General features: G+C 62.9%; 25 protein-coding genes and 1 pseudogene. 17 read left to right on the forward strand and 9 right to left on the reverse strand.

Annotation, left to right across the window (positions count from 1 at the left end):
- Positions 1–325 precede the first annotated feature (325 nt).
- The 3 genes and pseudogenes from B5V03_RS40125 (at position 326) to B5V03_RS40135 (ending at position 2,122) form a co-directional block, all read left to right on the forward strand.
- Positions 326–921, forward strand: a pseudogene (locus tag B5V03_RS40125) (superoxide dismutase).
- Positions 922–992: 71 nt separating this feature from the next.
- Complete coding sequence (locus B5V03_RS40130) at positions 993–1,586, forward strand: hypothetical protein (RefSeq protein ID WP_245502488.1); 594 nt, start codon at positions 993–995, stop codon at positions 1,584–1,586.
- Positions 1,587–1,624: 38 nt separating this feature from the next.
- Positions 1,625–2,122 (forward strand): GlcG/HbpS family heme-binding protein, encoded by a 498-nt coding sequence (locus B5V03_RS40135; RefSeq protein ID WP_129275927.1) that lies wholly within the window; start codon positions 1,625–1,627, stop codon positions 2,120–2,122.
- 19 nt (positions 2,123–2,141) lie between these two features.
- On the opposite strand, the gene B5V03_RS40140 is transcribed toward B5V03_RS40135, so the two are convergent.
- The gene (locus B5V03_RS40140) at positions 2,142–3,152 is read right to left on the reverse strand and encodes a zinc-dependent alcohol dehydrogenase family protein (RefSeq protein ID WP_129275928.1); all 1,011 of its coding nucleotides are present in this window, start codon (positions 3,150–3,152) and stop codon (positions 2,142–2,144) included.
- A gap of 84 nt (positions 3,153–3,236) precedes the next feature.
- Between B5V03_RS40140 and B5V03_RS40145 the strand changes: the two genes are divergently transcribed.
- Positions 3,237–3,584 (forward strand): MerR family transcriptional regulator, encoded by a 348-nt coding sequence (locus B5V03_RS40145; RefSeq protein WP_129275929.1) that lies wholly within the window; start codon positions 3,237–3,239, stop codon positions 3,582–3,584.
- Positions 3,585–3,704: 120 nt separating this feature from the next.
- Here the strand turns inward: B5V03_RS40145 and B5V03_RS40150 are convergent, their stop codons facing one another.
- Positions 3,705–4,628 carry a LysR family transcriptional regulator gene (locus B5V03_RS40150; RefSeq protein WP_129275930.1) on the reverse strand — a complete coding sequence of 308 codons (924 nt, stop codon included), beginning with the start codon at positions 4,626–4,628 and terminating at the stop codon, positions 3,705–3,707.
- A gap of 106 nt (positions 4,629–4,734) precedes the next feature.
- Here B5V03_RS40150 and B5V03_RS40155 point away from each other — a divergent pair, with 106 nt between their 5' ends.
- Positions 4,735–5,439 carry an alpha/beta fold hydrolase gene (locus B5V03_RS40155; RefSeq protein ID WP_129275931.1) on the forward strand — a complete coding sequence of 235 codons (705 nt, stop codon included), beginning with the start codon at positions 4,735–4,737 and terminating at the stop codon, positions 5,437–5,439.
- 149 nt (positions 5,440–5,588) lie between these two features.
- Here the strand turns inward: B5V03_RS40155 and B5V03_RS40160 are convergent, their stop codons facing one another.
- A complete protein-coding gene (locus B5V03_RS40160) occupies positions 5,589–5,960 on the reverse strand; it encodes a winged helix-turn-helix transcriptional regulator (protein ID WP_129275982.1) in 372 nt (123 codons plus the stop codon).
- Positions 5,961–6,108: 148 nt separating this feature from the next.
- Between B5V03_RS40160 and B5V03_RS40165 the strand changes: the two genes are divergently transcribed.
- Entirely contained in the window at positions 6,109–6,843 is a 735-nt protein-coding gene (locus B5V03_RS40165; protein WP_164988627.1) for an SDR family NAD(P)-dependent oxidoreductase, read from the forward strand.
- Positions 6,844–6,933: 90 nt separating this feature from the next.
- Here B5V03_RS40165 and B5V03_RS40170 read toward each other — a convergent pair whose 3' ends face one another.
- Positions 6,934–7,515, reverse strand: coding sequence for a TetR/AcrR family transcriptional regulator (locus B5V03_RS40170; protein ID WP_129275983.1), 582 nt, complete (start codon positions 7,513–7,515; stop codon positions 6,934–6,936).
- 202 nt (positions 7,516–7,717) lie between these two features.
- Here B5V03_RS40170 and B5V03_RS40175 point away from each other — a divergent pair, with 202 nt between their 5' ends.
- On the forward strand, positions 7,718–8,902 hold the full coding sequence (locus B5V03_RS40175; RefSeq protein ID WP_245502489.1) for an alpha/beta fold hydrolase: 1,185 nt from the start codon (positions 7,718–7,720) through the stop codon (positions 8,900–8,902).
- A 27-nt stretch (positions 8,903–8,929) separates the two neighbouring features.
- Here the strand turns inward: B5V03_RS40175 and B5V03_RS40180 are convergent, their stop codons facing one another.
- Positions 8,930–9,814: an amidohydrolase family protein gene (locus B5V03_RS40180; RefSeq protein WP_129275933.1), complete on the reverse strand. Its 885-nt coding sequence runs from the start codon at positions 9,812–9,814 to the stop codon at positions 8,930–8,932.
- 341 nt (positions 9,815–10,155) lie between these two features.
- On the opposite strand from B5V03_RS40180, the gene ykgO reads away from it, so the two are divergent.
- The 3 genes from ykgO to B5V03_RS40195 all read left to right on the forward strand — a co-directional run bounded on the left by ykgO (position 10,156) and on the right by B5V03_RS40195 (position 11,414).
- The gene (ykgO, locus tag B5V03_RS40185) at positions 10,156–10,281 is read left to right on the forward strand and encodes a type B 50S ribosomal protein L36 (protein ID WP_006611362.1); all 126 of its coding nucleotides are present in this window, start codon (positions 10,156–10,158) and stop codon (positions 10,279–10,281) included.
- Positions 10,282–10,388: 107 nt separating this feature from the next.
- Positions 10,389–11,027, forward strand: a complete 639-nt coding sequence (locus B5V03_RS40190; protein WP_129275934.1) for a tetratricopeptide repeat protein — start codon at positions 10,389–10,391, stop codon at positions 11,025–11,027.
- Positions 11,028–11,153: 126 nt separating this feature from the next.
- Positions 11,154–11,414, forward strand: a complete 261-nt coding sequence (locus B5V03_RS40195) for a hypothetical protein (protein WP_129275935.1) — start codon at positions 11,154–11,156, stop codon at positions 11,412–11,414.
- A gap of 12 nt (positions 11,415–11,426) precedes the next feature.
- Here B5V03_RS40195 and B5V03_RS40200 read toward each other — a convergent pair whose 3' ends face one another.
- Positions 11,427–11,609: a hypothetical protein gene (locus B5V03_RS40200; protein WP_129275936.1), complete on the reverse strand. Its 183-nt coding sequence runs from the start codon at positions 11,607–11,609 to the stop codon at positions 11,427–11,429.
- A gap of 329 nt (positions 11,610–11,938) precedes the next feature.
- On the opposite strand from B5V03_RS40200, the gene B5V03_RS40205 reads away from it, so the two are divergent.
- Positions 11,939–12,895 (forward strand): alpha/beta fold hydrolase, encoded by a 957-nt coding sequence (locus B5V03_RS40205; protein ID WP_164988628.1) that lies wholly within the window; start codon positions 11,939–11,941, stop codon positions 12,893–12,895.
- A 119-nt stretch (positions 12,896–13,014) separates the two neighbouring features.
- On the opposite strand, the gene cycA is transcribed toward B5V03_RS40205, so the two are convergent.
- Positions 13,015–13,410: a cytochrome c-550 CycA gene (cycA, locus tag B5V03_RS40210; protein ID WP_129275938.1), complete on the reverse strand. Its 396-nt coding sequence runs from the start codon at positions 13,408–13,410 to the stop codon at positions 13,015–13,017.
- Between the two features lie 267 nt (positions 13,411–13,677).
- On the opposite strand from cycA, the gene B5V03_RS40215 reads away from it, so the two are divergent.
- A complete protein-coding gene (locus B5V03_RS40215) occupies positions 13,678–15,171 on the forward strand; it encodes an FAD-linked oxidase C-terminal domain-containing protein (RefSeq protein ID WP_129275939.1) in 1,494 nt (497 codons plus the stop codon).
- A gap of 53 nt (positions 15,172–15,224) precedes the next feature.
- Here B5V03_RS40215 and B5V03_RS40220 read toward each other — a convergent pair whose 3' ends face one another.
- Complete coding sequence (locus B5V03_RS40220; RefSeq protein ID WP_129275940.1) at positions 15,225–15,560, reverse strand: putative quinol monooxygenase; 336 nt, start codon at positions 15,558–15,560, stop codon at positions 15,225–15,227.
- A gap of 219 nt (positions 15,561–15,779) precedes the next feature.
- On the opposite strand from B5V03_RS40220, the gene B5V03_RS40225 reads away from it, so the two are divergent.
- From B5V03_RS40225 to B5V03_RS40240, 4 genes are all read left to right on the forward strand, one after another.
- Positions 15,780–17,018 (forward strand): FAD-binding protein, encoded by a 1,239-nt coding sequence (locus B5V03_RS40225; RefSeq protein WP_129275941.1) that lies wholly within the window; start codon positions 15,780–15,782, stop codon positions 17,016–17,018.
- A complete protein-coding gene (gene glcF / locus B5V03_RS40230; RefSeq protein WP_129275942.1) occupies positions 17,015–18,337 on the forward strand; it encodes a glycolate oxidase subunit GlcF in 1,323 nt (440 codons plus the stop codon). Before B5V03_RS40225 ends, glcF begins: the two co-directional genes overlap by 4 nt.
- A 69-nt stretch (positions 18,338–18,406) precedes the next feature.
- Entirely contained in the window at positions 18,407–18,781 is a 375-nt protein-coding gene (locus tag B5V03_RS40235; RefSeq protein ID WP_129275943.1) for a histone, read from the forward strand.
- Between the two features lie 416 nt (positions 18,782–19,197).
- Positions 19,198–20,211 (forward strand): TorF family putative porin, encoded by a 1,014-nt coding sequence (locus B5V03_RS40240; RefSeq protein ID WP_164988629.1) that lies wholly within the window; start codon positions 19,198–19,200, stop codon positions 20,209–20,211.
- A 282-nt stretch (positions 20,212–20,493) separates the two neighbouring features.
- On the opposite strand, the gene B5V03_RS40245 is transcribed toward B5V03_RS40240, so the two are convergent.
- Entirely contained in the window at positions 20,494–22,257 is a 1,764-nt protein-coding gene (locus B5V03_RS40245) for an ABC transporter ATP-binding protein/permease (RefSeq protein WP_129275945.1), read from the reverse strand.
- Positions 22,258–22,570: 313 nt separating this feature from the next.
- Here B5V03_RS40245 and B5V03_RS40250 point away from each other — a divergent pair, with 313 nt between their 5' ends.
- Positions 22,571–24,235 (forward strand): L-lactate permease, encoded by a 1,665-nt coding sequence (locus B5V03_RS40250; RefSeq protein ID WP_129275946.1) that lies wholly within the window; start codon positions 22,571–22,573, stop codon positions 24,233–24,235.
- Positions 24,236–24,332: the final 97 nt, after the last annotated feature.

Here is a 24,332-nt window from a genome sequence, read left to right on the forward strand (position 1 = left end):
CAAGGACGCTGCATGTCTTTTCTCATTTCGATCTCATCACAGAAATTGTCCCGTCAATTGGTGCCGCCAGCGCGCCGGCCCTCGTCGATGTCCGTATCGGCGAGGACCGCGCGGTCTATTTGCGCACGCGACAAGACGGCGAGCACCAAGAGCTAGCGCGCACACGGGGCACGTTGGGGACGACGATCAAGTGGAGGACTCCATGAACACGAATACCGACCGCCGAGACTTCATCAGGGGCGTGGGGGCCGCCGCGGCATCGACCGCAATACTCGCGGGGCCGCAAGCCCTTGCGCAAGCCAATCAGCCAACAGGAGCCAAGCCAATGACATACCAGGCCAAGCCGATGCCGTTCGATCCGAAATCCATTGCCGGCATCTCGGAGAAGGTGCTCGTCAGCCACTACGAGAACAACTATGTCGGCGCCGTAAAGCGACTCAACGCGATCGGAACGCAACTCGCCGAACTCGACTTCGCGAAAGCTCCGAACTTCGTCATCAACGGCCTGAAGCGCGAGGAACTCGTCGCGTCAAACTCGATGATCCTCCATGAAATCTATTTCGACGGGCTCGGCGGCGCCGGCAAGCCGAGCACACCACTTGCCGACGCGATCGCGCGCGATTTCGGCAGCATGGAGCGGTGGCGCGCGGAGTTCTCCGCCATGGGCAAGGCCGAAGGCGGCGGCTCCGGCTGGGTGATTCTTTCCTACTCACCGCGCGACAAGCGGCTGGTCAATCAGTGGGCCGCCGACCACACGACGACGCTGGCCGGCGGACGCCCCGTGCTGGTGCTCACATGTATGAGCACGCCTATCACATGGATTATGGCGCCGCGGCAGCGAAGTATGTCGACATCTACATGGAAGCGATCAAATGGGACAACGCTGCAACACTGTACGATCAATATAGGCGGGAAGCTTAGACGCCGTGCAAAAAATGAGCGTAGCGCTCTTGGGGGCGGCGTTGGTCCTATTGTTGGTGGAAGGAAGCGCGATGGCAGAAACTGTAAATTTTGACAACGCAGCAACCGGCGCAGCGCCCGAAGGCTGGACTCTGACGATGACGGGTCGTGGCCAGCCCAAATGGACGGTCGAGGTGGAGCCGACGGCGCCCAGCAAGCCGAACGTCCTGAAACAATCCGGTCAGGCGACGTTTCCAGTGGCGCTCCGGAACGGCACCAGCATCCTAGACGGGTTCGTCGAGGTCAAGTTCAAGGCGATCGCAGGCTCTGAGGATCGTGCGGCCGGCATTGTCTGGCGTGCAAAGGATGCCGACAATTACTATGTCGTGCGGGCCAACGCGCTTGAAGACAATGTTGTGCTCTACAAGGCGATCAAGGGTGCTCGCAGCGCGCTCGATATCGTCGGCCGGAAAGGCGGCTATGGCGTCAAGGTATCGGTGTCATCAGGTCAATGGCATTCCCTACGTTGCGAATTCGCGGGAAAGCTATTCAAGGTAACGTATGACGGCAAGCCGATGTTCGAGGTCGAGGACGAATCGATCAGGAACGCCGGCATGATCGGCTTGTGGACCAAGGCCGACAGTGTCACCGTATTCGACGACCTGACATACGGCGCGCTGAACTAGGCTAAGGTCGGCGTCGACCCCCTCACGTCGGAGAAACCATGCTCGCTCGAAGTCTGCTTGCGGCCACTGCCCTGTTGATGCTCGCGCACCCGGCAATGGCGCAGGAGCCGCTCGCGACTTACAAATCCCTGAGTCCCGAACTGGCGCTTGATCTGGCTCGGGCATCGCTCGGGGAATGCCGATCACGCGGGTACCAGGTCGCCGTCGCGGTCGTCGATCGCTTCGGGGGGACACAGGTGATCCTTCGTGACAGATTCGCAGGCGCTCACACCGTTTCGACGGCCTCGGGCAAGGCGTGGACCGCAGCAACATTCCGTACCAGCACCACCGAACTGAATGCCGTCAGCCAACCTGGCATGATGCAGGCCGGTATCCGCAATCTTCCCGGCACGGTCATTATTGGTGGCGGATTGATTGTCGAAGCGGGCGGCTCGCTGGTCGGCGCCGTCGGTGTGTCTGGGGCGCCTGGCGGTGATGCTGACGAAGCCTGCGCCAGGGCCGGAATCAACGCCATACGCGACAAGCTGGAGTTTTAAGGTCGCTCTGCTTTGGCTGCTAAAGCGTCACAACGATCTTGCCGAAATGTGATCCGCTCCGCAGGTGAGCATAGGCTTCGGGGACTTCGTCGAAGCTGTAGATCCGATCGACGATCGGATGGATCGCGTGTTCGGTCAGGAAGCTGTTCATCGCGGCGAAATGTTCGACCGATCCGACGGTGACACCGATGATATCGGCATTCTCCCATTGCAGGCGCGCGAGGTCTGGCTTCGGGCCGAATCCCGTCAACACGCCAATTTGAACGATCTTGCCCCCCGACGCGACCGAGCGCAGCGATCGGTCATAGGTGCCGGGACCGCCGAGTTCGAGGATATGGCTGGCGCCTGCGCCGTCCGTCGCTTTCATCAGCGCGACGTCCCAGTCGGGCGTGTCGCGGTAGTTGATGAGGATCGAGCCGCCGAGCGCCTTGGCGCGGGCGAGCTTTTCATCCGAGGAGGAGATCACGATCGCGCCCGCGCCCAACGCCGCCGCGAATTGCAGGCCGAACAGTGCGACGCCACCCGTTCCCTGAACCAGCAGGGTGTCGCCTTTGCCCATCCCGCCGCGTGCGATCAGGCCGTGGAAAGCCGTGACGCCGGCACAGGGCAAGGTCGCGGCCTCGATCGAGGACAAATGCGGCGGCACGGGCACGAGCGCATGTGCCGGCAGCACGACATACTCTGCCAGCATTCCGTCCATCGTGTTGCCACCGAGGGATGACGGGACATAGCTGGCCTTGAACGGCCCCGAGACCCAATCGCGGAAGAACGAGGCGGCAACGCGGTCTCCGACTTGCCACTGCGTGACGCCGGCGCCGATGGCGTCAACGATTCCTGCGCCGTCGGAGAGCGGAACGCGGCCGTTGAGCTTGTTCTGGTCCGCGCGGTCGAGGATCAGGAGGTCGCGGTAGTTCAGACTGACCGCTTCGACCCGGATGCGGACCTGGCCACTGGCGGGTTCGGGTTTGCTGAGATCGACGCGCGCGAGGTGGCCAGCACCAGTATGGCTGTTCAGATGGTAGGCTTTCATCGTTGCTCCCTCTCAAGCGGCATTCACTTGGATGGGCAAAGTCTGTAAGGTCTGACAGCGCTGTAAGGGTCAAGAGGTTTTCAGATGAAAATTGGCGAGCTCGCCCGGAGGACGGGGGTCAGCGTCCGAATGCTGCGCTACTACGAAGGCGAAGGGTTGCTGGCGCCGTTGCGGACCGAGGCCGGTTACCGCGACTATGGTCCGGAGGAAGAGCAAACCGTGCGGCGGATCAAGATGCTTGGCGCTGCCGGCATGACGCTCGAAACCATCCAGCAATTGCTGCCATGCGTGCGCAACAACGACCCGGCCTTCACGCCTTGCAACGAGTTGCGAAGAATACTCGCCCAGCAGGTCGGCCTGATCGACGAGCGCATCGAGACGCTCAGCCAAAGCCGCACGATTCTGGCGGGCTACCTGGCAAGCGTGAACTGATCGGACGCAGCGCGGCCGTCAGCTTACCGTCCCTTTGCATTCCAGCTCTCGCGCTCGGCGAAGATCTGGCTCGCCTCCGCCATGTGGTCGGACCCCGAAGCGGACTCGTCGTATTGCCCGCTATTGAGCCTCGATATAGCGGATGATGCTTTGATTTCGCACGTTCGCAATCAACTCATCTGCGCGAGACAAAAGACGGCTGAGCAAGGGGGACGAATTGGACTCGTTGTAGCCCAGGGCTAGATCGACTGTCGGCGTCCCTCCCTCAAGCGCTCTGGCAACAACATTTGGCGCCAGCATGTTTTGCGCATAGAGCGGAACAAGACTTATTCCACCCGTGGATGCGACAAGTGACATGGCCGACGATATGTTCTCGCCCTCGTATTTCGGCTTGAGCGTGATCCCAACCGTCGATGCGTAATCCTGAATGACAGCCTGGAGGACCGGAGAGGTTCTCGCCGAACTCACGTAGATTTCCCGGGCAAGGTCCTGCGGCCGAATTTTTTTGCGCGATGCCAAACGATGGTCGGCCGGCAGCACGGCAATCAGAGGCTCCTTCGCCAGTGTCTTGAAAATGATCCCCGAACTCTCTTTTTCAGGGCGAAGGAAGGCTACGTCCAATCTGCCTCGCATCAACGCAAGTGCGAGTTCCGGGGACGATTGCGTGCAGAGTGTGACCTCCACGTCGGGTGCCTCCTCGCGGAGGATGCGTAACAGGTGAGGTAGCCACATGACCTCCAATCCGACCAGGAATCCCATGGAAAGTGCAGGTCTTTGTGGTTCAGCCGTCCGCCGGGCACCCTCCGCTGCCGCTTCGACCTGTAACAGTGCCAGCCGCGCATGATCGAGAAACACCCGTCCGGCGGCGGTAAGCGCCACGCCACGCGCCTGGCGCTCCAGGAGCTCTACGCCGACTTCAGTTTCCAGATCGCGAATCTGCCGGCTCAGGGAGGGCTGCGAAGTGTTCAGTCGCCGCTGGGCAGCGGTCAAGAAGCTGCCTTCCTCCGCGACCGCGATGAAATAGCGCAAATGACGAAGTTCCATTCGCCCTCTTATATCTTCAAGGCATAGCTCGGAGCGTACAAGGTCTTGGTCCTCGGCAGCAACGGCATTTACGTTCGTGCAGCTTCAACCAAATGGACACAGAGCAATGTCTGCCAACAGCAAACCCGCCATCGTCTTCTGTCACGGCCTCTGGGCCGACGGTTCGTGCTTCAGCAAGGTGATCCCCACCCTGCAAGCCGATGGACATGAAGTGATCGCCGTCCAATACGGGCTCAATAATTATGCGGATGACGTCGCGACCGTGAAGCGCACGCTGGGTCGGGTCAACAGCCCCGCCATCCTCGTCGGTCACTCCTACGGAGGAGCTACCATTACGGGCGCGGGCACCGACGAGCGCGTCGCTGGCCTGGTTTATATCGCCGCCGTCGTTCCGGACGTTCATGAGACCGTACAGAGCGAGCTCAACAAATATCCCACCGAGATATTCTCCCAGATCGAGGTCGCGGGCGGTCGTGTCTGGATCAAGCCTGAGGGCGTCAAGTACTTCGCCGGAGATCTTTCCCAGCAGGAGCAGAAACTGGTGTGGGCGACCCACTACCCGCCGGCCGCGGACCTGCTCGAGCAGCAAAATCTCGATGAAGTCGCCTGGAAGTCCAAGCCGAGCTGGTACATCCTCGCCCGGAAGGACCAGACCGTGCATCCTGATCTTCAGCGCTTTCTGGCCAAGCGCATCAATGCCACCACGGTCGAGACCGACAGCAGCCATGTCATTATGCTGTCCCAGCCCGAAATCGTGATCGACATCATCCGCAAGGCGGCGGCCGCTGTTCAGGGAAGGCAGTCGAAATAGGTGACGCGTCGCTCGCGAAGGGGAATGCCGATTGTAAAGCGGCGTCCCCTTCGAAGCAGCTCGAGACCCCTTGAAGGTGCAATAGGCTTCGAAGGCAGCGCGGACATTCCGTCGGCCGCCTGCCGATGAGCCAGTTCTTGAACGGTCTGCTAGGTAGTCGGCGGTCGTATCCCCCGCGTCCAGGTCTCCCGCTCGGCGAAGACGCGGCTGACCTCCGCCATGTGATCCGTGCCCCACGTGCAGAGCGGCACCAGCGCCTGCGCCAGGCTGTGGCCCAAGGGGGTGAGGCTGTAGTCCACCCGCGGCGGCACCTCCTTGTAGTCGGTCCGCTTCACGAGACCATCGGCCTCCAACTCCTTGAGCTGCTGGATCAGCACCTTGTCGCTGACGTCGCGTATGGCGCGCCGAAGTTCGCCATAGCGGGTCGGGCCGTCCTGGGCGACGAAGTACAGGATCAGCGGCTTCCACTTGCCCGAGACGACTCGCAAGGTCGCATCCAGGCCGCAGGTGAAGCCGGGCAGAGTGGGCGTACAGCTCTGGGCCGGTTGTGACGTCTGCGGAGGCGGAGAAATCGGGTCTGACATTTTTTGAGCACTTACCAAAAGGTGCATACTTGTCGATAGGTGGGTACGCCGCCAGCTCAGTGCAACCTCAGTGAAGGAGCACATCATGAGCAGACTACAAGGCAAGACGGCAGTGGTGACCGGCGGCGGAACCGGCATCGGATTTGGAGCGGCGAAACGGTTCATCGACGAAGGCGCGTTCGTCTACCTCTTCGGGCGGCGGCAGGAACCGCTCGACGCGGCCGTTGCGAAGCTGGGTCCCTCGGCGCGCGCGATCAGGGGCTCGGTGACTGACATGTCCGACCTCGACCGGTTGTATGCGGCGGTGAAAGCCGAACGCGGCGGGCTCGACATTCTGTTCGCCAATGCCGGCACCGGATTATTCGCGCCGCTCGGCGAGATCACGGTCGAGCACTACGATCACATCTTCGACGTCAACGTGAAAGGGCTGGTGTTCTCGGTGCAGAAGGCCCTGCCGCTGATGAAGCAGGGGTCGTCGATCATCCTGACCGGTTCGAGCACGGGGGTGATGGGAACGCCGCAGTTCAGCATCTACAGCGCGACCAAGGCCGCGATCCGCAATCTGGCGCGCAGCTGGGCGCTGGACCTGCGCGGCACCGGCATCCGCGTCAACGTGCTGTCGCCGGGGCCGACCAAGACCGAGCTGGCGCTGGAGATCGTCGGCGAGGAAGCCTTCGATGCGTTGGCGAGCTCCACGCCGATCGGGCGTGTGGGCGACCCCAGCGAGACGGGGGCGGTGGCCGCGTTCCTGGCGTCCTCGGACAGCAGCTACATGACCGGCGGCGAGGTTTTCGTCGACGGTGGCCTGGCGCAGGTCTGAGGCGTTGAGCGTGAGGGCTTCGGTCGCTCGATCGAAGCCCTCGATGCCGTGATCGATTTTCCGCGCCCAAGCGAGAACATTGGACCCGGATCACCCCTCGGGGGCAGCCCACCTCCGGGCACTCACATCCGCCAGCGCCTCGAAGATAGCCGGCGTGCGTTCCAGACGGGCGATCGTCCGCGCGCCTTCGACGGCGGCGACCAATGCGGCTGCGGTAGAGGATGCGCGCGCGGGAGCGAAGCCGCATCCCCTGAAATGCTCCGCAACGATCGCGGTCGAATCAACAAATCCGCGCGCGACCCGTTTGGTCAGCTCCGCGTCGAGCGCGGGCAGCTCATTCGCCAGATTCTGCATCAGACATCCGTACTGGAAATCAGAGGCGATCATTTCGGCCGCGAAGGTTGCGAAAATCCGATGAACAAAATTCAGAGCATCGCCCGCCGTATTCGCGGAGATATCGCGCAACACGGCAATCCTGCTCGCGACGTAATGATCGATTGCTTCTTCTGCGAGCTGTGCCTTGCCGCGTGGAAAGTGAAAGTAGAACGATCCCTTGGGCGCACCGCTCTCTTCAATGATCTGGGTCAATCCAGTCGCCGTGTAGCCTTGGATGCGAAACAGTCGTTCGGCCGTGGCAATCGCGCGAGCGCGGGCGTCAGTCTTACGGGGCATGCGCGAGAACATAACACCTTTCGCTTGACGCTTCTATGGTGATCGCCATACTATGGCGATCACCATATTAGGAGTCAGGCGATGCCCCCCCAACCAAATCAAGCCATCGGCGTCCCGACGAGCCGTCCTGGCGATGGGCGCGGCCAGCCTGATTGCCGCTTCGCTTCGACCGGCCCGCGCAAACCCATTGGGAGGAACTGATTTGACCACACCAACATATGGCGCCGGAACGCTTCCCAACGGGGTCCGCTCGCGAATGATCCATGGGGTCAACGGCGTCGACGTCCACATTCTCGAGGCCGGCTACGAAAGCCCCGGCCAGCCGCTCGCGCTGCTTCTGCACGGCTTTCCGGATTTGGCCTACGGCTGGCGCCACCTGATCCCAATTCTGGCTGACGCCGGCTACCACGTCGTGGCGCCAGACCAGCGGGGCTTTGGCCGCACCACCGGTTGGGTGAATGGCTATGACGCCCCGCTAGCGTCTTTTAGCCTCTTGAATATGACGCGTGACGCCCTCGGATTGGTTTCGGCATTGGGGTATCGGCGCACGGCAATGCTTGTCGGGCACGACTTCGGCTCGCCCGTGGCGGCCTATTGTGCGCTGGCTCGGCCCGACGTCTTTCCATCGGTGGTGCTGATGAGTGCACCGTTCCCCGGTCCGCCGGCGTTTCCGTTCAACACCGCGGAAAGCGAGGCATCGTCGGTGCAACCGACCACTGGAAATCAGAAGCTCGCGGCCGCGCTGGCGGCGCTCGATCCGCCCAGAGTGCACTATCAACAATACCTGAGCACACGGGAGGCGAACGATGACATGTGGCACCCGCCTCAAGGCTTGCACGCGTTTCTTCGTGCATTTTACCACGTCAAGAGCGCCGACTGGCCGGGAAACAAGCCGCATCCGTTGAAGGCGCCGACCGCCATCGAACTTGCACAAATGCCCACCTACTACGTCATGCATCTCGGCAAGACGATGTCCCAGACCATTGCTCCATTCCAACCTTCCGCCGCCGAGGTCCTGGCCTGCAAATGGCTCACCGAGCCGGAGCTTGGCGTGTACACGGAGGAGTATGGCCGCACCGGCTTTCAAGGTGCCTTACAGGCCTATCGCGTCTTTTCCGATCCTGACCTGAACGCTGAGTTGCGCCTGTTCTCGGGCAGAACGATCGATGTCCCGTCGCTCTTCATCGGAGGCAAAAGCGATTGGGGCACCTATGCGGCGCCAGGCGCGCTCGATCTGATGAGGACGAAGGCGGCGACGCGGATGGGCGGCATCGAGCTGATCGACGGTGCCGGTCACTGGATCCAGCAGGAGCAGCCGGTTCGGCTCGGCGCGCTCCTGCTCGCGTTCATCGAGGAGGTTGGTAGGGCGGATCACACCAGCCGTTAGGCTTGGGGATGCCTATCGCCCACGCTCTTAGATCCCCAGAATCTTCCTTGCATTGGCCTTCAGCACCTTCGGCCGGATCTCGTCGCGGATCTCGATTTTCGAAAAGTCCGAGAGCCAGCGGTCGGGCGTGATCACCGGCCAGTCCGAGCCGAACAGCATCTTGTCCTGCAGGATCGAGTTGATGTAGCGCACCAGGATCGGCGGGAAATACTTTGGCGACCAGCCCGAGAGGTCGATGTAGACGTTCGGCTTGTGGGTCGCGACCGACAGCGCCTCTTCCTGCCAGGGGAAGGAGGGATGGGCGAGGATGATCTTGAGGTCGGGGAAATCGGCCGCGACGTCGTCCATGTACATCGGGTTGGAATATTTCAGCCGCATGCCCATGCCGCCGGGCATGCCCGAGCCGACACCGGTCTGGCCGGTGTGGAACAGCGCGATGGCGCCGCCATTGTTGATCTCTTCGTAGAGCGGATAGGCCATGCGGTCGTTGGCGTAAAAACCCTGCATGGTCGGATGGAATTTGAAGCCGCGCACGCCGTATTCCTCGATCAGCTTGCGCGCCTCGCGCACCCCGAGCTTGCCCTTGTGCGGGTCGATCGAGACGAACGGGATGAGGACGTCGAGATGGTCGGAGGCGATCTCCAGCATCTCCTCGTTCTTGTAGCGGCGGAAGCCGGTCTCGCGCTCGGCGTCGACCGGGAAGATCACCGCGGCGATGTTCTTGGAGCGATAGTAGGCCGCGGTCTCCGGCACGGTCGGCGGATGCTTGTGCGGCGACTTGAAATAGTCGGCCATCTGCGCCTGGAAATCGTCATAGCCGTCGTCGGGATGGGTGCCGCAGGGCTCCTCGGCATGGGTGTGGATATCGATCGCGACGACTTTGTCGATATCAGGCAGCTTCATCTTTGGCATTGGTTTCCTCCCGATCAGTTATTCAAATTGATTATATGATATAACGAATTTGGCAAGCGCCGCCGGAGGGAAACCGAAAGCCGGCTAAAGTCTTTGCTGGGCTTGACCGCGAACGCGCAGATCGGGCCGATCCGGCCGCATCTACTGTGCATGGGGTTGTTTTCGCACATTTGCCGGTTCGGAACCGGGCAGTTAACATTGACATGACCTCCCGCCATGCCTTAAGAACCGCCCCGTCCCGGGCGGTCGGTCCGCCAGCGGGAAAGATTTCATTTTGCCACATTCGCGCGTGCCGAAACGGTAGTGCCGAACACGGCCTTTCGAACGTTCAGGATTCTGCCATGAAGGTCCGTAACTCGTTGAAGTCGCTGCGCGGTCGCCATCGCGCCAACCGCCTGGTCCGCCGCAAGGGCCGGGTCTACGTGATCAACAAGGTGCAGCGCCGCTTCAAGGCTCGCCAGGGCTGATTTCGCCCTCGCGGCTGCCTTCGCGCGCCCCGCAAGACCACGGTTTCACACGAGTTTGACGCCGCCCCTGCTATGCAAGGGCGGCTTTGCGCGTTTAGACTTCGGCCATGGCAGTGAGATTCCCTTTCGCGCGCACCCTGTGCTTGGCCCTCGTTCTGGGAGCCGCCGGCGTCGCTCCGGTCCAGGCGCAGAATCTGCCGGCCCCGCCCGGCAAGGAGCAGAAGAAGCTGCCAGAGGCGCCGGCAAAACTGCCCAAGGTCGACCGCACCAAGAATCTCGATTTCCTGTTCGGCGCGCTGAAGGCCGCGCCTGACGAGGCAAGTGCCAAGCATGTCGAGGCGCGGATCTGGGCGATCTGGATCCAGACCCCGAGCGACACCGCATCGCTGTTGATGGCGCGGGCCAAGACCGCGGTCGACGCCAAGAAGGTCGACATCGCGATCAAGCTGCTGGATTCGGTCATCAAGCTCAGGCCCGACTACATCGAGGCTTGGAACCGGCGCGCCACGCTCTACTACATGCAGAACGACTACGCCCGCTCGCTCGCCGACATCCAGCAAGTGCTGATCCGGGAGCCCCGCCATTTCGGCGCGCTCGCAGGGCTCGGCATGATCATGCAGGAGGTCGGTGACGAGAAGCGTGCGCTGGAGGCCTACCGCAAGGCGCTCGCCGTCAATCCGTACCTCGAGAAGATCCCCGACCAGGTCAAGTCGCTGACCGAGAAGGTCGAAGGACGCGACATCTAGCCTCTAACTCGATCATTTTTCGAGCGGTTGCGGCGCGCCGTGATTAACCACGATCGCATGCGTCGCACTGCCGGGGGGTATTGCCGGCGCTGCCACAGGCCTACCTGCAGTGCAGGAGCAAAAGCCATGAAGCGTTTGATCTTTGCAGGGGTGCTGCTGCTCGCGTCGGGAACGGTGAGTCTCGCCGACGGGCTGTTCTGGGTGGTCGGCAACCGCGCCACCGGCAAATGCAACATCGTGACCAGCAATCCGGTCATCGACGGTGACATCTGGTTCGGCGATGGTCCCTACAAGTCCAAGGCCGATGCCAAGCTTGCCCGCTCGACCATCCGCGCCTGTCCTGCGCCGACCCCCGACGAGGAAAAGGCCGAGGACAGCTCGAACTAGGTCGATAACGATCTAGTGCAGAACGCTGCCACCACGCTCAGTGAGGCCATGATCGGCCGCCGCGGCGTAGGCTTTTGCGAGCTCGGTCTCGAGATGCTCGTTGATCAGGAGCAGTGCGCGAACTGCGCCGCGCAGGTCGCCGTTGCAGCTCGCCACGATCTCGTCGATCGCAGTGTCGTTGGGTCTGAAGCTCATCGACATTCTCCGGTTCAAATCAGGACAAATCCTGCCGGCCTTTCCCGCATCCCCTGGGGTTGCGGGCAGGAACGGCGCCCACCCGCGTCTAAAAGGCGGAACCGACCGTGGCGATTATAAGGAAGCCGCGATGACGACTGCATGAAGCTGGTCCGAGGCTTGTATGTCATCGACGGGATGCGTTGATTTCATTGAGGTTTCTAGTTCGGCAATTATGCACATATCCACAGCCCCTCATTTCCGGTGGTAATGCTCGGGCCGGCGGAGCGAAACTGCCCGCCTGCCAAATTCGTAGCTGCGATGTGCCCTGGATTTCCCGGACTCTCTCCATGATCGTGATCTCAGTCGTGACGGCGCTGGTTCTGCTGGCGCTGGCCACGCAGGCCGGAATCGTCGCCGTGCAACGCGCCTATCCTCCTCAGGGCCGGATGATCGCGGTGGAAGGCGCGAGCCTTCACGTCGTCGAGATCGGTCCGCGCGATGCGGGCCTGCCGATCGTGATGTTGCATGGCGCGAGCTCCAATCTCGAAGCGATGCGGCGCCCGCTCGGCGACCTCCTCGCCCAAAACCATCGCGTCATCCTGATCGATCGTCCCGGCCATGGCTGGAGCACGCGCGCGCGGAGAAAGGATTCCACCCCCGAGATCCAGGCGCGAATGATCGACGAGGCGCTTCACAAGCTCGGGATCGAGCGCGCGGTCTTCGTTGTTCATTCCTGGAGCGGCGCGCTCGGCGCGCGGATTACGCTGGATCATCCCGGCCGCGTCGCCGGCCTCGTGATGCTGGCGCCGGTCACCCATCCCTGGCGCGGCGGCGTCGGCCGTTACAACGAGATCATCGCGACGCCCGTGATCGGCCCGCTGCTCGCCTACACCATCACGCTGCCACTCGGGTACTTCGTTGCCGAGTCCGGCGCACGCAACGTTTTCCTGCCGCAGACCATGCCGGATGGTTTCATGCAGGACTCCGCGACGCCGCTCTTGCTGCGCCCGCGCGAGTTCATCGCCAATGCCTATGATCTGGTGACGCTGAAGGACGCGGTGACCGAGCAGGTCGGGCGCTATGGCGAGATCAAGGCGCCGGTCACGATCATCGCCGGCGAGCCCGACAAGACGGTGAAGACCAACATCCACGCACGCCCGTTCGCCGCGACGGTGCCGAATGCAAAGCTGATCGTGCTGCCCGATCTCGGCCACATGGTGCAGAACGCGGTGCCGGATTTGGTCAAGACGGAGATCGAGACGATGATCGATGAGATCGTCCCAGCGCAGGCGGCCGCCGACTAGAGCGTTCTCGAGCGAAGTGGATACCGGTTCGCGTGAAGAAAACGCGTCAAAGCAAAAAAAGCTACAGCTTCGGTTCTGATTCGATCAAACCGAAGCTGTAGCGGCCGCCCTTCACGCGCTTACTGCTTGATCTTCCCGTCCTTGTCGAACTGGGAGACGTAGGTCCAGAGATTGTTGATCTCGGTCTCGTTCTTGATGCCGGCGAAGGCCATCTTGGTGCCGGGGATCTTGGCCTTGGGGTCCTTGATGTATTCCTTGAACGTGGCTTCGTCCCAGGTGATGCCGGAGTTCTTGTTTGCGTCGGAATAATTGTAGTCCGGCGCGGTGCCGGACTTGCGGCCGTTGAGGCCGTTGAGCTCGGGGCCGACCTTGTTCTTGGCGCCTTCGCCGATCGCGTGGCAGGCCAGGCATTTGTTGAACGACGATTTGCCGGCCGCGGCATCCTGCGCCATCGCGGCGGATGCTGTGGCAGTGACGGTGAGGATCATCAGCGCGCCAAAAGTCAGTTTTTTCATAGGTTGCTCTTCGTCTCTTCCCTGGTGGGTCTAGCCTGGTCAGTCTCTTGCCTGGTCGGCGATCTCCGGACCTGCCGGTTTTGGCAGGCCCGCTTGGCTTGGACAAGCCACGAAACCATGACAGGTTTCATGATTTCCTACTTGTCCCAGAGCGAACTCGCGCGAGATCGTCGATCCGACTTTCGGATGCCCTACCCAAACCACCGCGGACGTGGTTGATTTGCCGCGACAAATTTGATCGTGGGCTGCGAGTCGGAGGGATATGTCATGGCCATCATGATGCCTGCGAGCGACCAGGCGGTGCTTGCGCGCCGCGCTGACATCATTGCTGCGTTGCGCGCAATCGTGCCCAACGAAGGCGTGATCGATACGCCTGCCGAGATGCGCGCCTATGAATCCGACGGGCTGACGGCCTACCGGCAGCCGCCGATGGTCGTGGTGCTACCCGACACGACCGAGCAGGTCTCGCTCGTCCTGAAATATTGTGCCGCTCACAGCATCAAGGTGGTGCCACGCGGCTCCGGCACATCGCTGTCAGGCGGTGCGCTGCCGCTGGAAGACGGCGTGCTGCTTGGCCTCGGCAAGTTCAAACGCATCCGCGAGATCGACTTCGACAACCGCGTCGTCGTCACCGAGCCCGGCGTCACCAATCTGGCCATCAGCCAGGCGGTCGCCCCTGCAGGCTTCTACTACGCGCCCGATCCGTCCTCGCAGATCGCCTGCTCGATCGGCGGCAATGTCGCGGAAAATTCCGGCGGCGTGCATTGCCTCAAATACGGCATGACCACCAACAACGTGCTCGGTTGCGAGATCGTGCTGATGAGCGGCGAGATTTTGCGCATCGGCGGCAAGTCGGCGGAGAACAGCGGCTACGATTTGATGGGCGTCATCACCGGCTCGGAAGGTCTGCTCGGCGTCATCACCGAGATCACGGTGCGCATCCTGCAAAAGCCGGAAACGGCGCGCGCGCTGATGGTCGGCTTCGCGGAGGTCGAGGCAGCCGGTGAGTGCGTGGCGCGCATCATCGGCGCCGGCATCATCCCCGGCGGCATGGAGATGATGGACAAGCCGGCGATCCATGCCGCGGAGGCCTTCGTTCACGCCGGCTATCCGCTCGATGTCGAAGCGCTGCTCATCATCGAACTCGATGGTCCCAAGATCGAGGTCGACGAGCTGATCACGCGCGTCGAGACCATCGCGAATGCTTGCGGCTCGACCACCTGCCAGATCTCGACCTCGGAGACCGAGCGCAACCTGTTCTGGGCGGGCCGCAAGGCCGCGTTCCCCGCCGTCGGCCGTATCTCGCCCGACTATCTCTGCATGGACGGCACCATCCCGCGCGGCGCGTTGCCGAAGGCGCTGGCGCGGATTCGCGAGCTCTCGGAAAAATACCAGCTCGGCTGCGCCAACGTGTTCCACGCCGGCGACGGCAATCTGCATCCGCTGATCCTCTACGATGCCAACAAGCCCGGCGAGATCGAGCGCGCCGAAGCCTTCGGCGCCGACATCCTGCGGGCCTGCGTCGAGTTCGGCGGTGTGCTCACCGGCGAGCACGGCGTCGGCATCGAGAAGCGCGACCTGATGCCGGAGATGTTTTCGGAGATCGACCTCAATCAGCAGCAGCGCCTGAAATGCGCCTTCGACGCGCAGGGCCTGCTCAACCCGGGAAAGGTGTTTCCGACCCTGCACCGCTGCGCCGAGCTCGGCCGCATGCATGTGCACGCGGGGAAAGTGGCGTTCCCGGATATTCCGCGATTCTAGGGCTGGCTGGGGAGGGAAGGGCTCGCTAGGCGAGCGCTTCCCTCCAGGAACCGTTACAGCAGCCCGTATTGCGCCCGCTCGCGCTTGGCCAGCAGCGGCAGGGCTTCGCCGGCGATACAGGTCTTGAAATGCGTGCTCTCCTGATGCGCCTTGAACGCGGCCTCGTCACGGAACAGCTCGTAGAACAGGAACTGGGCCGGATTGTCCCTGGCGCGCGAGATCAGGAACAGCTTGACGCCGTCCTCGCGCTGCGCCTCCGGCAGGAAGCGGTCGAGGATCGCCGCGACCTTGTCGGCCTCGCCGGGCTTGGCCTCCCATTGCGCGACGACGAGCAGGCCGCCGCCGTCCACGGCGTCGCTGAGAGATTTCTGCGTGGCATAGTGGTTCATGATGTCCGTCTCCATCGGTTGGTTCGATCGCGATCGGCGCAACCTTGTAGCGACGGCTTGCCGGCTTTGGTTCGCCGGTGGTCGAAGTGTCGATGTCGTGAACGTTTCGATTAAGATCGAAGCGTCGATGTGGCCCTTGGCGGATCCTCAACGCGCCGGTGGTCGCCGGCGTCACGCCGCATTTGATTTTGGTGGCGAATTTCGCTACCGGCTTTTCCCGTGGATACGCTCAGGGTCAGAGACGCCAAAGACGTCGAAGAGGTGGTGCGGGCGGCGATTGCCAATGAGCAGCCGCTAGAGATCATCGGTCATGGCAGCAAGCGCAGCATTGGCCACACGATGGCGACCAACGCCGTCCTCGACGTCTCCGCACTCAATGCTGTCACCTCCTACGAACCCAATGAATTGATCGTCACGCTCCAGGCCGGCGCGCCGCTGGCCGACGTGCTGTCGCTGATCGATGCCAAGAACCAGCAATTCGCCTTCGAGCCGATGAACACGGCGCCGCTGCTCGGCACGCCGCCGCTCGGCACCATCGGCGGCATGATCGCGGCCGGGCTCGCCGGCCCGCGGCGGATCAAGGCGGGCGGGGCACGCGACCACCTGCTCGGGGCGCACGCCGTCTCGGGCTTTGGCGACAGTTTCAAGACCGGCGGCAAGGTGGTGAAGAACGTCACCGGCTACGACCTCTGCAAGTTGCTGGCGGGGTCCTGGGGCACGCTGTCGGTCATGACCGAGGTCACGCTCAAGGTGATGCCGAAGCCCGAAGCCGAACTGACGCTGCTGCTGCGCGGGTTAGATGATGCTGCCGCCAACAAGGCGATGACCGCGGCGCTCGGCTCGGCCTACGATGTCTCCGCCGCCGCGCATCTGCCGTATCAGGCGTTCCGGGCCAAGACCGACGGGCTTGGCGATATCGCCGGCCAAAGCGAGGCGCTGACCGTGCTGCGGCTCGAGGGCATTACGGCCTCGGCCGCGCATCGCGCCGGCTCGCTCCGCGAATTGCTGGCGCCATTCGGAACCGCGACGCTGATCGAGGATGCGGCGTCTGCCGCGCTGTGGGCCACCATCCGCGACGTGCTGCCCTTCGCGGCGAGCGGCGCGCTCGGCGCCTGGCCGGTCTGGCGGATCGTTTGCCCGCCGGCGTCGGGCGCGGCGCTCGGCACGCAATTGGCGCGGGAGACCGGCGGCGACGTGATCTACGATTGGGGCGGTGGCCTGATCTGGGCGGCGCTGCCACCGAAGGGCGACGGACATGCGTCCGCCGTACGCCAGCATGCCAACGCTGTCGGCGGACACGCCACGCTGATCCGGGCGGCCGAGGACGTCAGGCGCACGGTCGACGTGTTCCATCCACAGGCGCCGGGCATTGCCGCGTTGAGCGAACGCGTGCGCACCAGTTTCGATCCGAAGAGTATTCTCAACCGGGGCCGGCTGACGCGGGGCACTGCGGCATGAAGACCGAATTCTCACTGGCGCAGCTCGCCGACCCCGATATCGCGCAAGCCGACAAGATCCTGCGCGCCTGCGTCCATTGCGGCTTCTGCACTGCAACCTGCCCGACCTATGTCCTGCTCGGCGACGAGCTCGATAGCCCGCGCGGCCGCATCTATCTGATCAAGGAGATGCTGGAGAAGGACCAGACCCCGACCGCGGAGGTGGTCAAGCATATCGACCGCTGCCTGTCGTGCCTGTCCTGCATGACGACCTGCCCCTCCGGGGTGAACTACATGCACCTCGTCGACCAGGCCCGGGTCAGGATCGAGCAGCGCTATCAGCGGCCGCTGACCGAGCGCCTGCTGCGCCAGTTGCTGGCCTACGTGCTCCCCGATCCGCAGCGCTTCCGCATCAGCATGCGGCTGGCGCGGCTGGCGCGGCCCTTCGCCGTCTTCCTGCCGACGCCGCGGCCCTCGGCGACGCCCGGCCTGATCCAGCGCCTCAAGGCGATGCTGGCGCTGGCGCCGAACCGGCTGCCGCCGCCCGGTGCCCTCCCGGGCAGCGTGTTCGCGGCGCGCGGCAAGAAGCGCGGCCGGGTCGCGCTGCTCCAGGGCTGCGCCCAGCAGGTGCTGGCGCCGCGCATCAACCAGGCCGCCATCAGCCTTCTCACCCGCCACGGCATCGAGGTTGTCCTGGTCAGGGACGAGCAATGCTGCGGCGCGCTGACCCATCACCTCGGCAACGACCAGGATGCGCTGGCGCGGGCCCGTGCCAATGTCACGGCGTGGCAGAAGGAGGCGGCGGGCGAGGGGCTCGACGCGATCCTGGTGACGGCGTCCGGATGCGGCACCGTGATCAAGGACTACGGCTATCTGCTGCGCGAGGACGCCGCGTTCGCAGATGATGCTGCAATGGTCTCCGCGCTCGCCAAGGACATCACCGAATATGTCGCCGGTCTCGGATTGGAGCAGGTCGCACGGCAAGACAACATCGTCGTCGCCTATCACTCCGCGTGTTCGTTGCAGCACGGACAGAAAATCACGGGCCTTCCGAAAGAATTGCTTTCCAAGAATGGATTCGTGGTGAAAGATGTCCCGGAGAGCCATTTGTGTTGCGGTTCGGCGGGGACCTACAACATTCTCCAGCCCGAGCTTGCGGGCCGGTTGCGCGATCGCAAGGTCGCCAACATCGCGAGCGTCAAGCCGGACATGATTGCCGCGGGCAATATCGGCTGCATGGTGCAGATTGCCAGTGGCACGTCAGTTCCGGTCGTACACACGATTGAGCTTCTCGATTGGGCTACGGGCGGGTCGCGGCCGGCATTGAGTGCCTCGAGCTGAGTCTTCGTCCGGAGGTGACGGCTGAAGACGCCCGATCGACCATTGTTTGGCGGCAACAGGAGGACCACGATGGCGAAAGCGAAGAAGAAGAAAAGCAAGAAGGCCAAAAAGGCCAAGAAGGTCGTAGCGGCAAAGAAGACCGCCAAGAAGGCAGCCAAAAAATCCGCGAAGAAGTCTGCTAAAAAATCGAAGAAGGCCGCCCCGAAGAAGGCTGCGAAGAAGTCAGCCAAAAAGGTCGCGGCCAAGAAGGCTGTTAAGCAGGCTGCACCGAAGAAGGCCGCCAAGAAGGCTGTGAAGAAAGCGGCACCGAAGAAGGCGAAGGCAGCTCCCGCGCCGAAGCCGTCAGCGCCGGTGGCAGCTCCGGCTCCCGAGCCTGTCGCCGAGACCAGCTGGGCGATGCCTTCGTCTTCTGCGGAACCGACGCCGGCGGACGGGCAAGGCTAAGCCAAGCTCAGGCCAGAGATCGGGTCCAATCCGACGCTGACGATCGACAAACAGCACCAGGCCGCAGCGGAGACGCTGCGGCCTTTTTGCATCGCCGCAGGGCTCCCCGTCAGTTGCCGGTTTTCGCGCCAGCCTGATTCGTAGCGCGCCTGCCACTCAACGCCGGGCCTACGTAGTAACCCGGGCCTCGCTGTGCACGTTGGAGTGAAAATAATGTGATCGAGAAGCCACACAGGCTGACAACCTTTCGTGGAATCGTCAGAACGCCTAAAAAGTCGGCAGATGCCCGCGTTTTTTGCTTCACGGTTTACATCCCCCAATCCAAATTGCCGCAGTAACGAAATTGCAATCAGGTCGCGCACCCCGGGGGGCTTCCGGGAATCCGACTGGGGTTAGAACTGGTGATGGGGATCGAAATGAAAAAAGTGGCTTTGTTGGCAACGGCGCTGGCAATGGTGACGACGGGTTCGGCTTTCGCGGCAGACATGGCTGTGAAGGCCAAGAAGGCTCCGCCGGTTGTTGCCTTCGATCCCTGGGATGTCGCTTTCGGCGGCGCGATCATGAGCGACTACGTCTTCCGCGGTATCACCCAGTCGAACCACAAGCCGTCGGTCGCGGCCTATTTCGAGCCGCGCTACAACGTCACCAAGGACCTCCAGCTCTATGTCGGCGTGGCCGGTGAGAGCATCTCCTTCCCGAACCGCGCCGCCGGCGAAATCGACATCTACGGCGGTATCCGCCCGACCTTCGGTGCGTTCGCCCTCGACGTCGGTATCTGGGGCTATCTGTATCCGGGTGGCACCTGCTACTTCGGCGCGCCGGGCGTCGACTTCGCCGGCAACTTCCAGGGCGACAACTGCGCCGAGAAGGCCCTGCTGAACGCCAACGTGATCAAGAAGGACCTGAGCTTCTTCGAAGTCTACGGCAAGGGCACCTACACCGTGAACGACAACTGGTCGTTCGGCTTCACCGAATACTACACCCCGAGCTACTTGAACTCGGGCGCCTGGGGCAACTACGCTTCGGTCGTCGGCAAGTACACCGCGCCCCCCACGATCTTCGGCGCCAGCGGCGTCGGCATGTATGTGTCGGGTGAGTTCGGTCGTCAGTGGCTCGGCACTTCGGACAGCTTCTACGGCACGGCTGCCTTTCCGAACGGCATCAAGTACGCCGACTACAACACCTGGAATATCGGCATCGGCTTCACCTACAAGGTCGCCACGCTGGACCTGCGCTATTCCGACACCAACCTGTCCAAGGGTGATTGCAACGCCTTCACCAGCGACTTCTCGGCTCGCGGCAACCTGACGGCTTCGACCGGCACCTTCGTGACGGCGATCAATCCGTCCGGCGTTGGCTCCAACTGGTGCGGCGCGGCCGGCATTGCCAAGCTGTCCTTCGACCTGACGGCGATGAGCAACCTGAAATAAGCTTCTTCCCGAGACGACTTCGAGGGCGGCAGGGCAACCTGCCGCCCTTTTGCTTTGGGCTTTCACTCCGTCATCGCGAGCCACCGGGTCCGCACGAAGCGCGGCCCGATGACAAGCTCCGCGAAGCAATCCAGAAATGCATCCGTGGAGGCAGTCTGGATTGCTTCGTCGCAAGAGCTCGTCGCAATGACGAGGCCCCAATTGGACGCTGTCTCGAGGTCCGCGAGGAGGTTGCCAACCGGTCCTCTCGAACGTGATAGCCCTCAGCCGCTCCTTTACGCCTCAGCGTGCCGCGGTCGGCTCCTTCTCGGCCGAGGCATCGTCCTTGCCGAGAACGTGGATCGCGCCATCCTTCACCATCGCGACCTTGCGGGTGTGGAAGGCGTCCAGCGTCGAGCGGTGACCGATCGAGACGATGGTGGCCTGCGGCAGCTTCTCCGCCAGCAGACGGTACAGCCGGGCCTCGGACGGCTCGTCCAGCGACGCCGTGGCCTCATCAAGGAACAGATAGTCCGGGACATGCAGCAGCGCGCGGGCAAGCCCCAGGCGCTGCTGCTCGCCAAGCGACAGCACCCGGTTCCAATGGCCGTCCTCGTTGAGCCGTTCGGCGAGGTCGGGCAGGCCGACCGCGATTACCGCGTCCCGGATCCGGGGCGCCTGGAACGCGCCGGGTGCTGCGGGATAGATCACGGCGTCACCCAGCGCGCCGACCGGGAAATACGGGCGTTGCGGCAGCATCATCAGCTTTGCCTGCGCAGGGATGACGATGGTGCCGGTGCCGAACGGCCAGATGCCGGCGATGGCGCGGAACAGCGTCGACTTGCCGGAGCCGGATGGACCGGTCACCAGCACCCGCTCCGGCGCCTGGATGGCGAAGCCGTCGGCTGCGACCAGCGGGGTGCCGTTGGGGAGATACACGCAGAGCTTATCGAGGCCGATATTGCGGCTGCCGCCGGCCGCCTTGAGTTCGATCGTCGCCTCATGCGCCGGCAGGTTTGCCGCCGTATCGACCGACATCTCGAAGCCGTCGAGACGCGCGACGATCGAGCGCCATTCCGCCAGCGACCGGTAGGCCACCACGAAGAACGACAGCGCGCCCTGCACGCTCGAGAAGGCCGATGCCGTCTGCATCATGTCGCCGAGCTGGATCTTCTTGGCGAAGAAGGCCGGCGCCACCAGCACATAGGGAAAGATCACGGCAGCCTGCTGATAGCTCGCCGTGAACATCGTGAGGCGCTTGGTCCGGCTCATGATCGCGTACCAATTGCCGATCACGAGGCCGAAGCGATCCAGCAGGCGCCCGCGTTCGGCGCCTTCGCCCTTCAGCAGGGCGATCTGCTCGGAATTCTCGCGGACGCGAACGAGGTTGAAGCGGAAGTCGGCTTCATAGCGCTGCTGCTCGAAATTGAGGTTGACCAGCGGGGCGCCAATCCAGTGCGTCAGCGCGGTGCCGAAGACCGCGTAGATCAGCGCGCCCCAGCACAGATAGCCGGGGATCATCAGGTCGGTGCCGAACAGGTGCAGCGGCGCGGCGTTGGAGAGGCCCCAGAGGATCAGCGCGAAGGAGAATAGCGTCACGATCGAGGAGAGCAGTCCGAGCCCGATGGTCAGGGTCTGTTCGACGAAGTTCTTGACGTCTTCGGTGATGCGCTGGTCCGGGTTGTCGGCCGCGTCGCCCTTGAGCTGCATGCGGTAATGCGTGGCGCCCGCAAGCCATTCGCCGAGATAATGCCGGGTCAGCCATTGCCGCCAGCGGATCTGGAGCCATTGGTTCAGATACAGCTTGTAGACCGCCAGCGCGATATAGGTGAAGGCGAGCGCGATGAAGATCCAGATCTGCGTGACGAAGGCGTCCCAATCGCTGTTCTGAAGCGCGCTGTAGAACCGGTTCTGCCACTGGTTCACCAGCACGTCGATCGCGACCAGCGCCAGCTCGATCGCGATGACGGCGCCGAGCAGGCCGCGGCCGGCCCATTTGTCCTCCGATCGGAAATAGGGAATGGCGATTCGCCAGACGATCGCGAGCGTGGCGCTGATGTTCTTCACAGAGCTCTGTCTCCTGAGGGGATGTGCACAATTGCCTGAAGCCAAAGGCTTGCGGCAATGGCGAAAATGGCCGCGCTTAGACTAAAGTCGCAAGTTCTGCAATTTGCGTTGGCTTGTCGCGGCCTGCAACCCTAGCATGGGCGTAACGGCGTGGGGTGGGGGCCTCCAGGATTTCGCGAGCTTGTGAGCAGGCGGGAACCGCCGCATTCGCGAGGAATTCGCGTCCAACTCGGGGGTTATCGCTTCCAACGCCAAGCAGGTCCGGCTGTCCACGCGGGCCGCCTGCCACACACATGCGTGGGGGAGGAAGACCATGTGGAATCAAGTCTATGACCCGCTGCACAGCGCGGTGCTGTCGACCATCGCCGCGGCGGTGCCTGTCGTCACACTGCTGGTCCTGATCGCGAGCGGCCGCGTGAAGGCGCATATCGCCGCCATCATCGCCGTGATCCTGACCAACCTGATCGCAATCTTCATCTTCACCATGCCGGCAAACATGTCGATTCGCGCCTCGGCGCTCGGCGTCGTCGCCGGCTTCTTCCCGATCGGCTGGATCGTGTTGAACGTGATCTTCCTCTATCAGATCACGGTTGCGACAGGCCAATTCGAGTTATTGAAACGCGCGGTCGGCGGCGTCACGGAGGATCGGCGCCTGCAGCTATTGCTGATTGCGTTCTCCTTCGGCGCCTTCTTTGAAGGCGCCTCCGGCTTCGGTACGCCGGTCGCCATCACGGGCTCCGTCCTGATCGGGCTTGGCTTCTCGCCGCTCGCGGCTTCCGGTCTGTCGCTGATCGCCAACACCGCGCCGGTTGCTTATGGCGCGCTCGGCACGCCGATCCAGGGCCTTGCTTCCGTCACCGGGCTCGATCCCTACATCCTCGGCGCGATGGTCGGACGGCAATTGCCGATCTTCTCGCTGATCGTGCCATTCTGGGTGGTGTGGGCGTTCGCGGGCTGGAAGGGCATGAAGGATGTCTGGCCGGCGATCCTCGTCACCGGTGTAACGTTCGCGGTCCCGCAATTCGTGATCTCGAACTACATCAATCCCTGGATCGTCGATATCGGCGCTTCGCTGATCTCGATGGGTTGTCTGATCCTGTTCCTCAGGGTCTGGCAGCCGAAGCAGCTCTGGCTGTCGCCGGCGCTGCGCGGCAGGGATGAATCGGCCGCGACCATGACCAAGCCGGCGGCGATGGACAGAACTCCGCTCACGCAACGCGAACTCTGGACCGCCTTGCTGCCGTGGATCATCGTCTGCGTCGTCATGCTGATCTGGGGCAACGGTGCGTTCAAGACCTGGGCGAACTCGATCTTCACCGTGAACTATCCCGTTCCCGAGCTGCACAACATGATCAACAAGGTACCGCCGGTGGCGGCGAAGCCGACGCCCGAGGGCGCGGTGTTCGCATTCACCTATCTGTCGTTCACCGGCACGGGCATGCTGATCGCGGCAATCATTTCCGCGGCTTTGGCCGGTTTTTCGCCGGCGAGGATGATTGTGGAATACGGCCGCACTGTCCGGCTCTGCGCGATCTCGCTGATCACGATCTCGGCGATGCTTGCCATCGGCACGCTCACCCGGCTCTCGGGTGTCGACGCAACGCTCGGTCTCGCCTTCGCGGCAACCGGCGTGCTCTATCCTTTCTTCGGCACGCTGCTCGGCTGGTTGGGCGTGGCGTTGACGGGATCGGATACCGCCTCGAACATCCTGTTCGGCAATCTGCAGAAGATCACGTCCGAGCAGCTCGGCCTGTCGCCGATCCTGATGGCGGCGGCCAACTCGTCCGGCGGCGTGATGGGCAAGATGATCGATGCGCAATCGATCGTCGTCGCCTCCACTGCCACCAACTGGTACGGCCATGAAGGCACGATCCTGCGCTTCGTGTTCTGGCACTCGATCGTGCTGGCCTCCCTGGTCGGCCTGTTCGTGACGTTGCAGGCCTATGTCTGGCCGTTCACGGCGATGGTCCTGAAGTAGCCGCGATCCGGCCACAACGAATGATCCCCGCGGGCCGCCTGCTCGCGGGGATTTGCGTTTCGGGTGGATTGCCGCCCGGCTCGAGTGCGCCTCTCTT

Origin of the sequence: Bradyrhizobium betae, from assembly GCF_004123905.1 — a bacterium.
Classification (GTDB): Bacteria; Pseudomonadota; Alphaproteobacteria; order Rhizobiales; family Xanthobacteraceae; genus Bradyrhizobium; species Bradyrhizobium betae_A.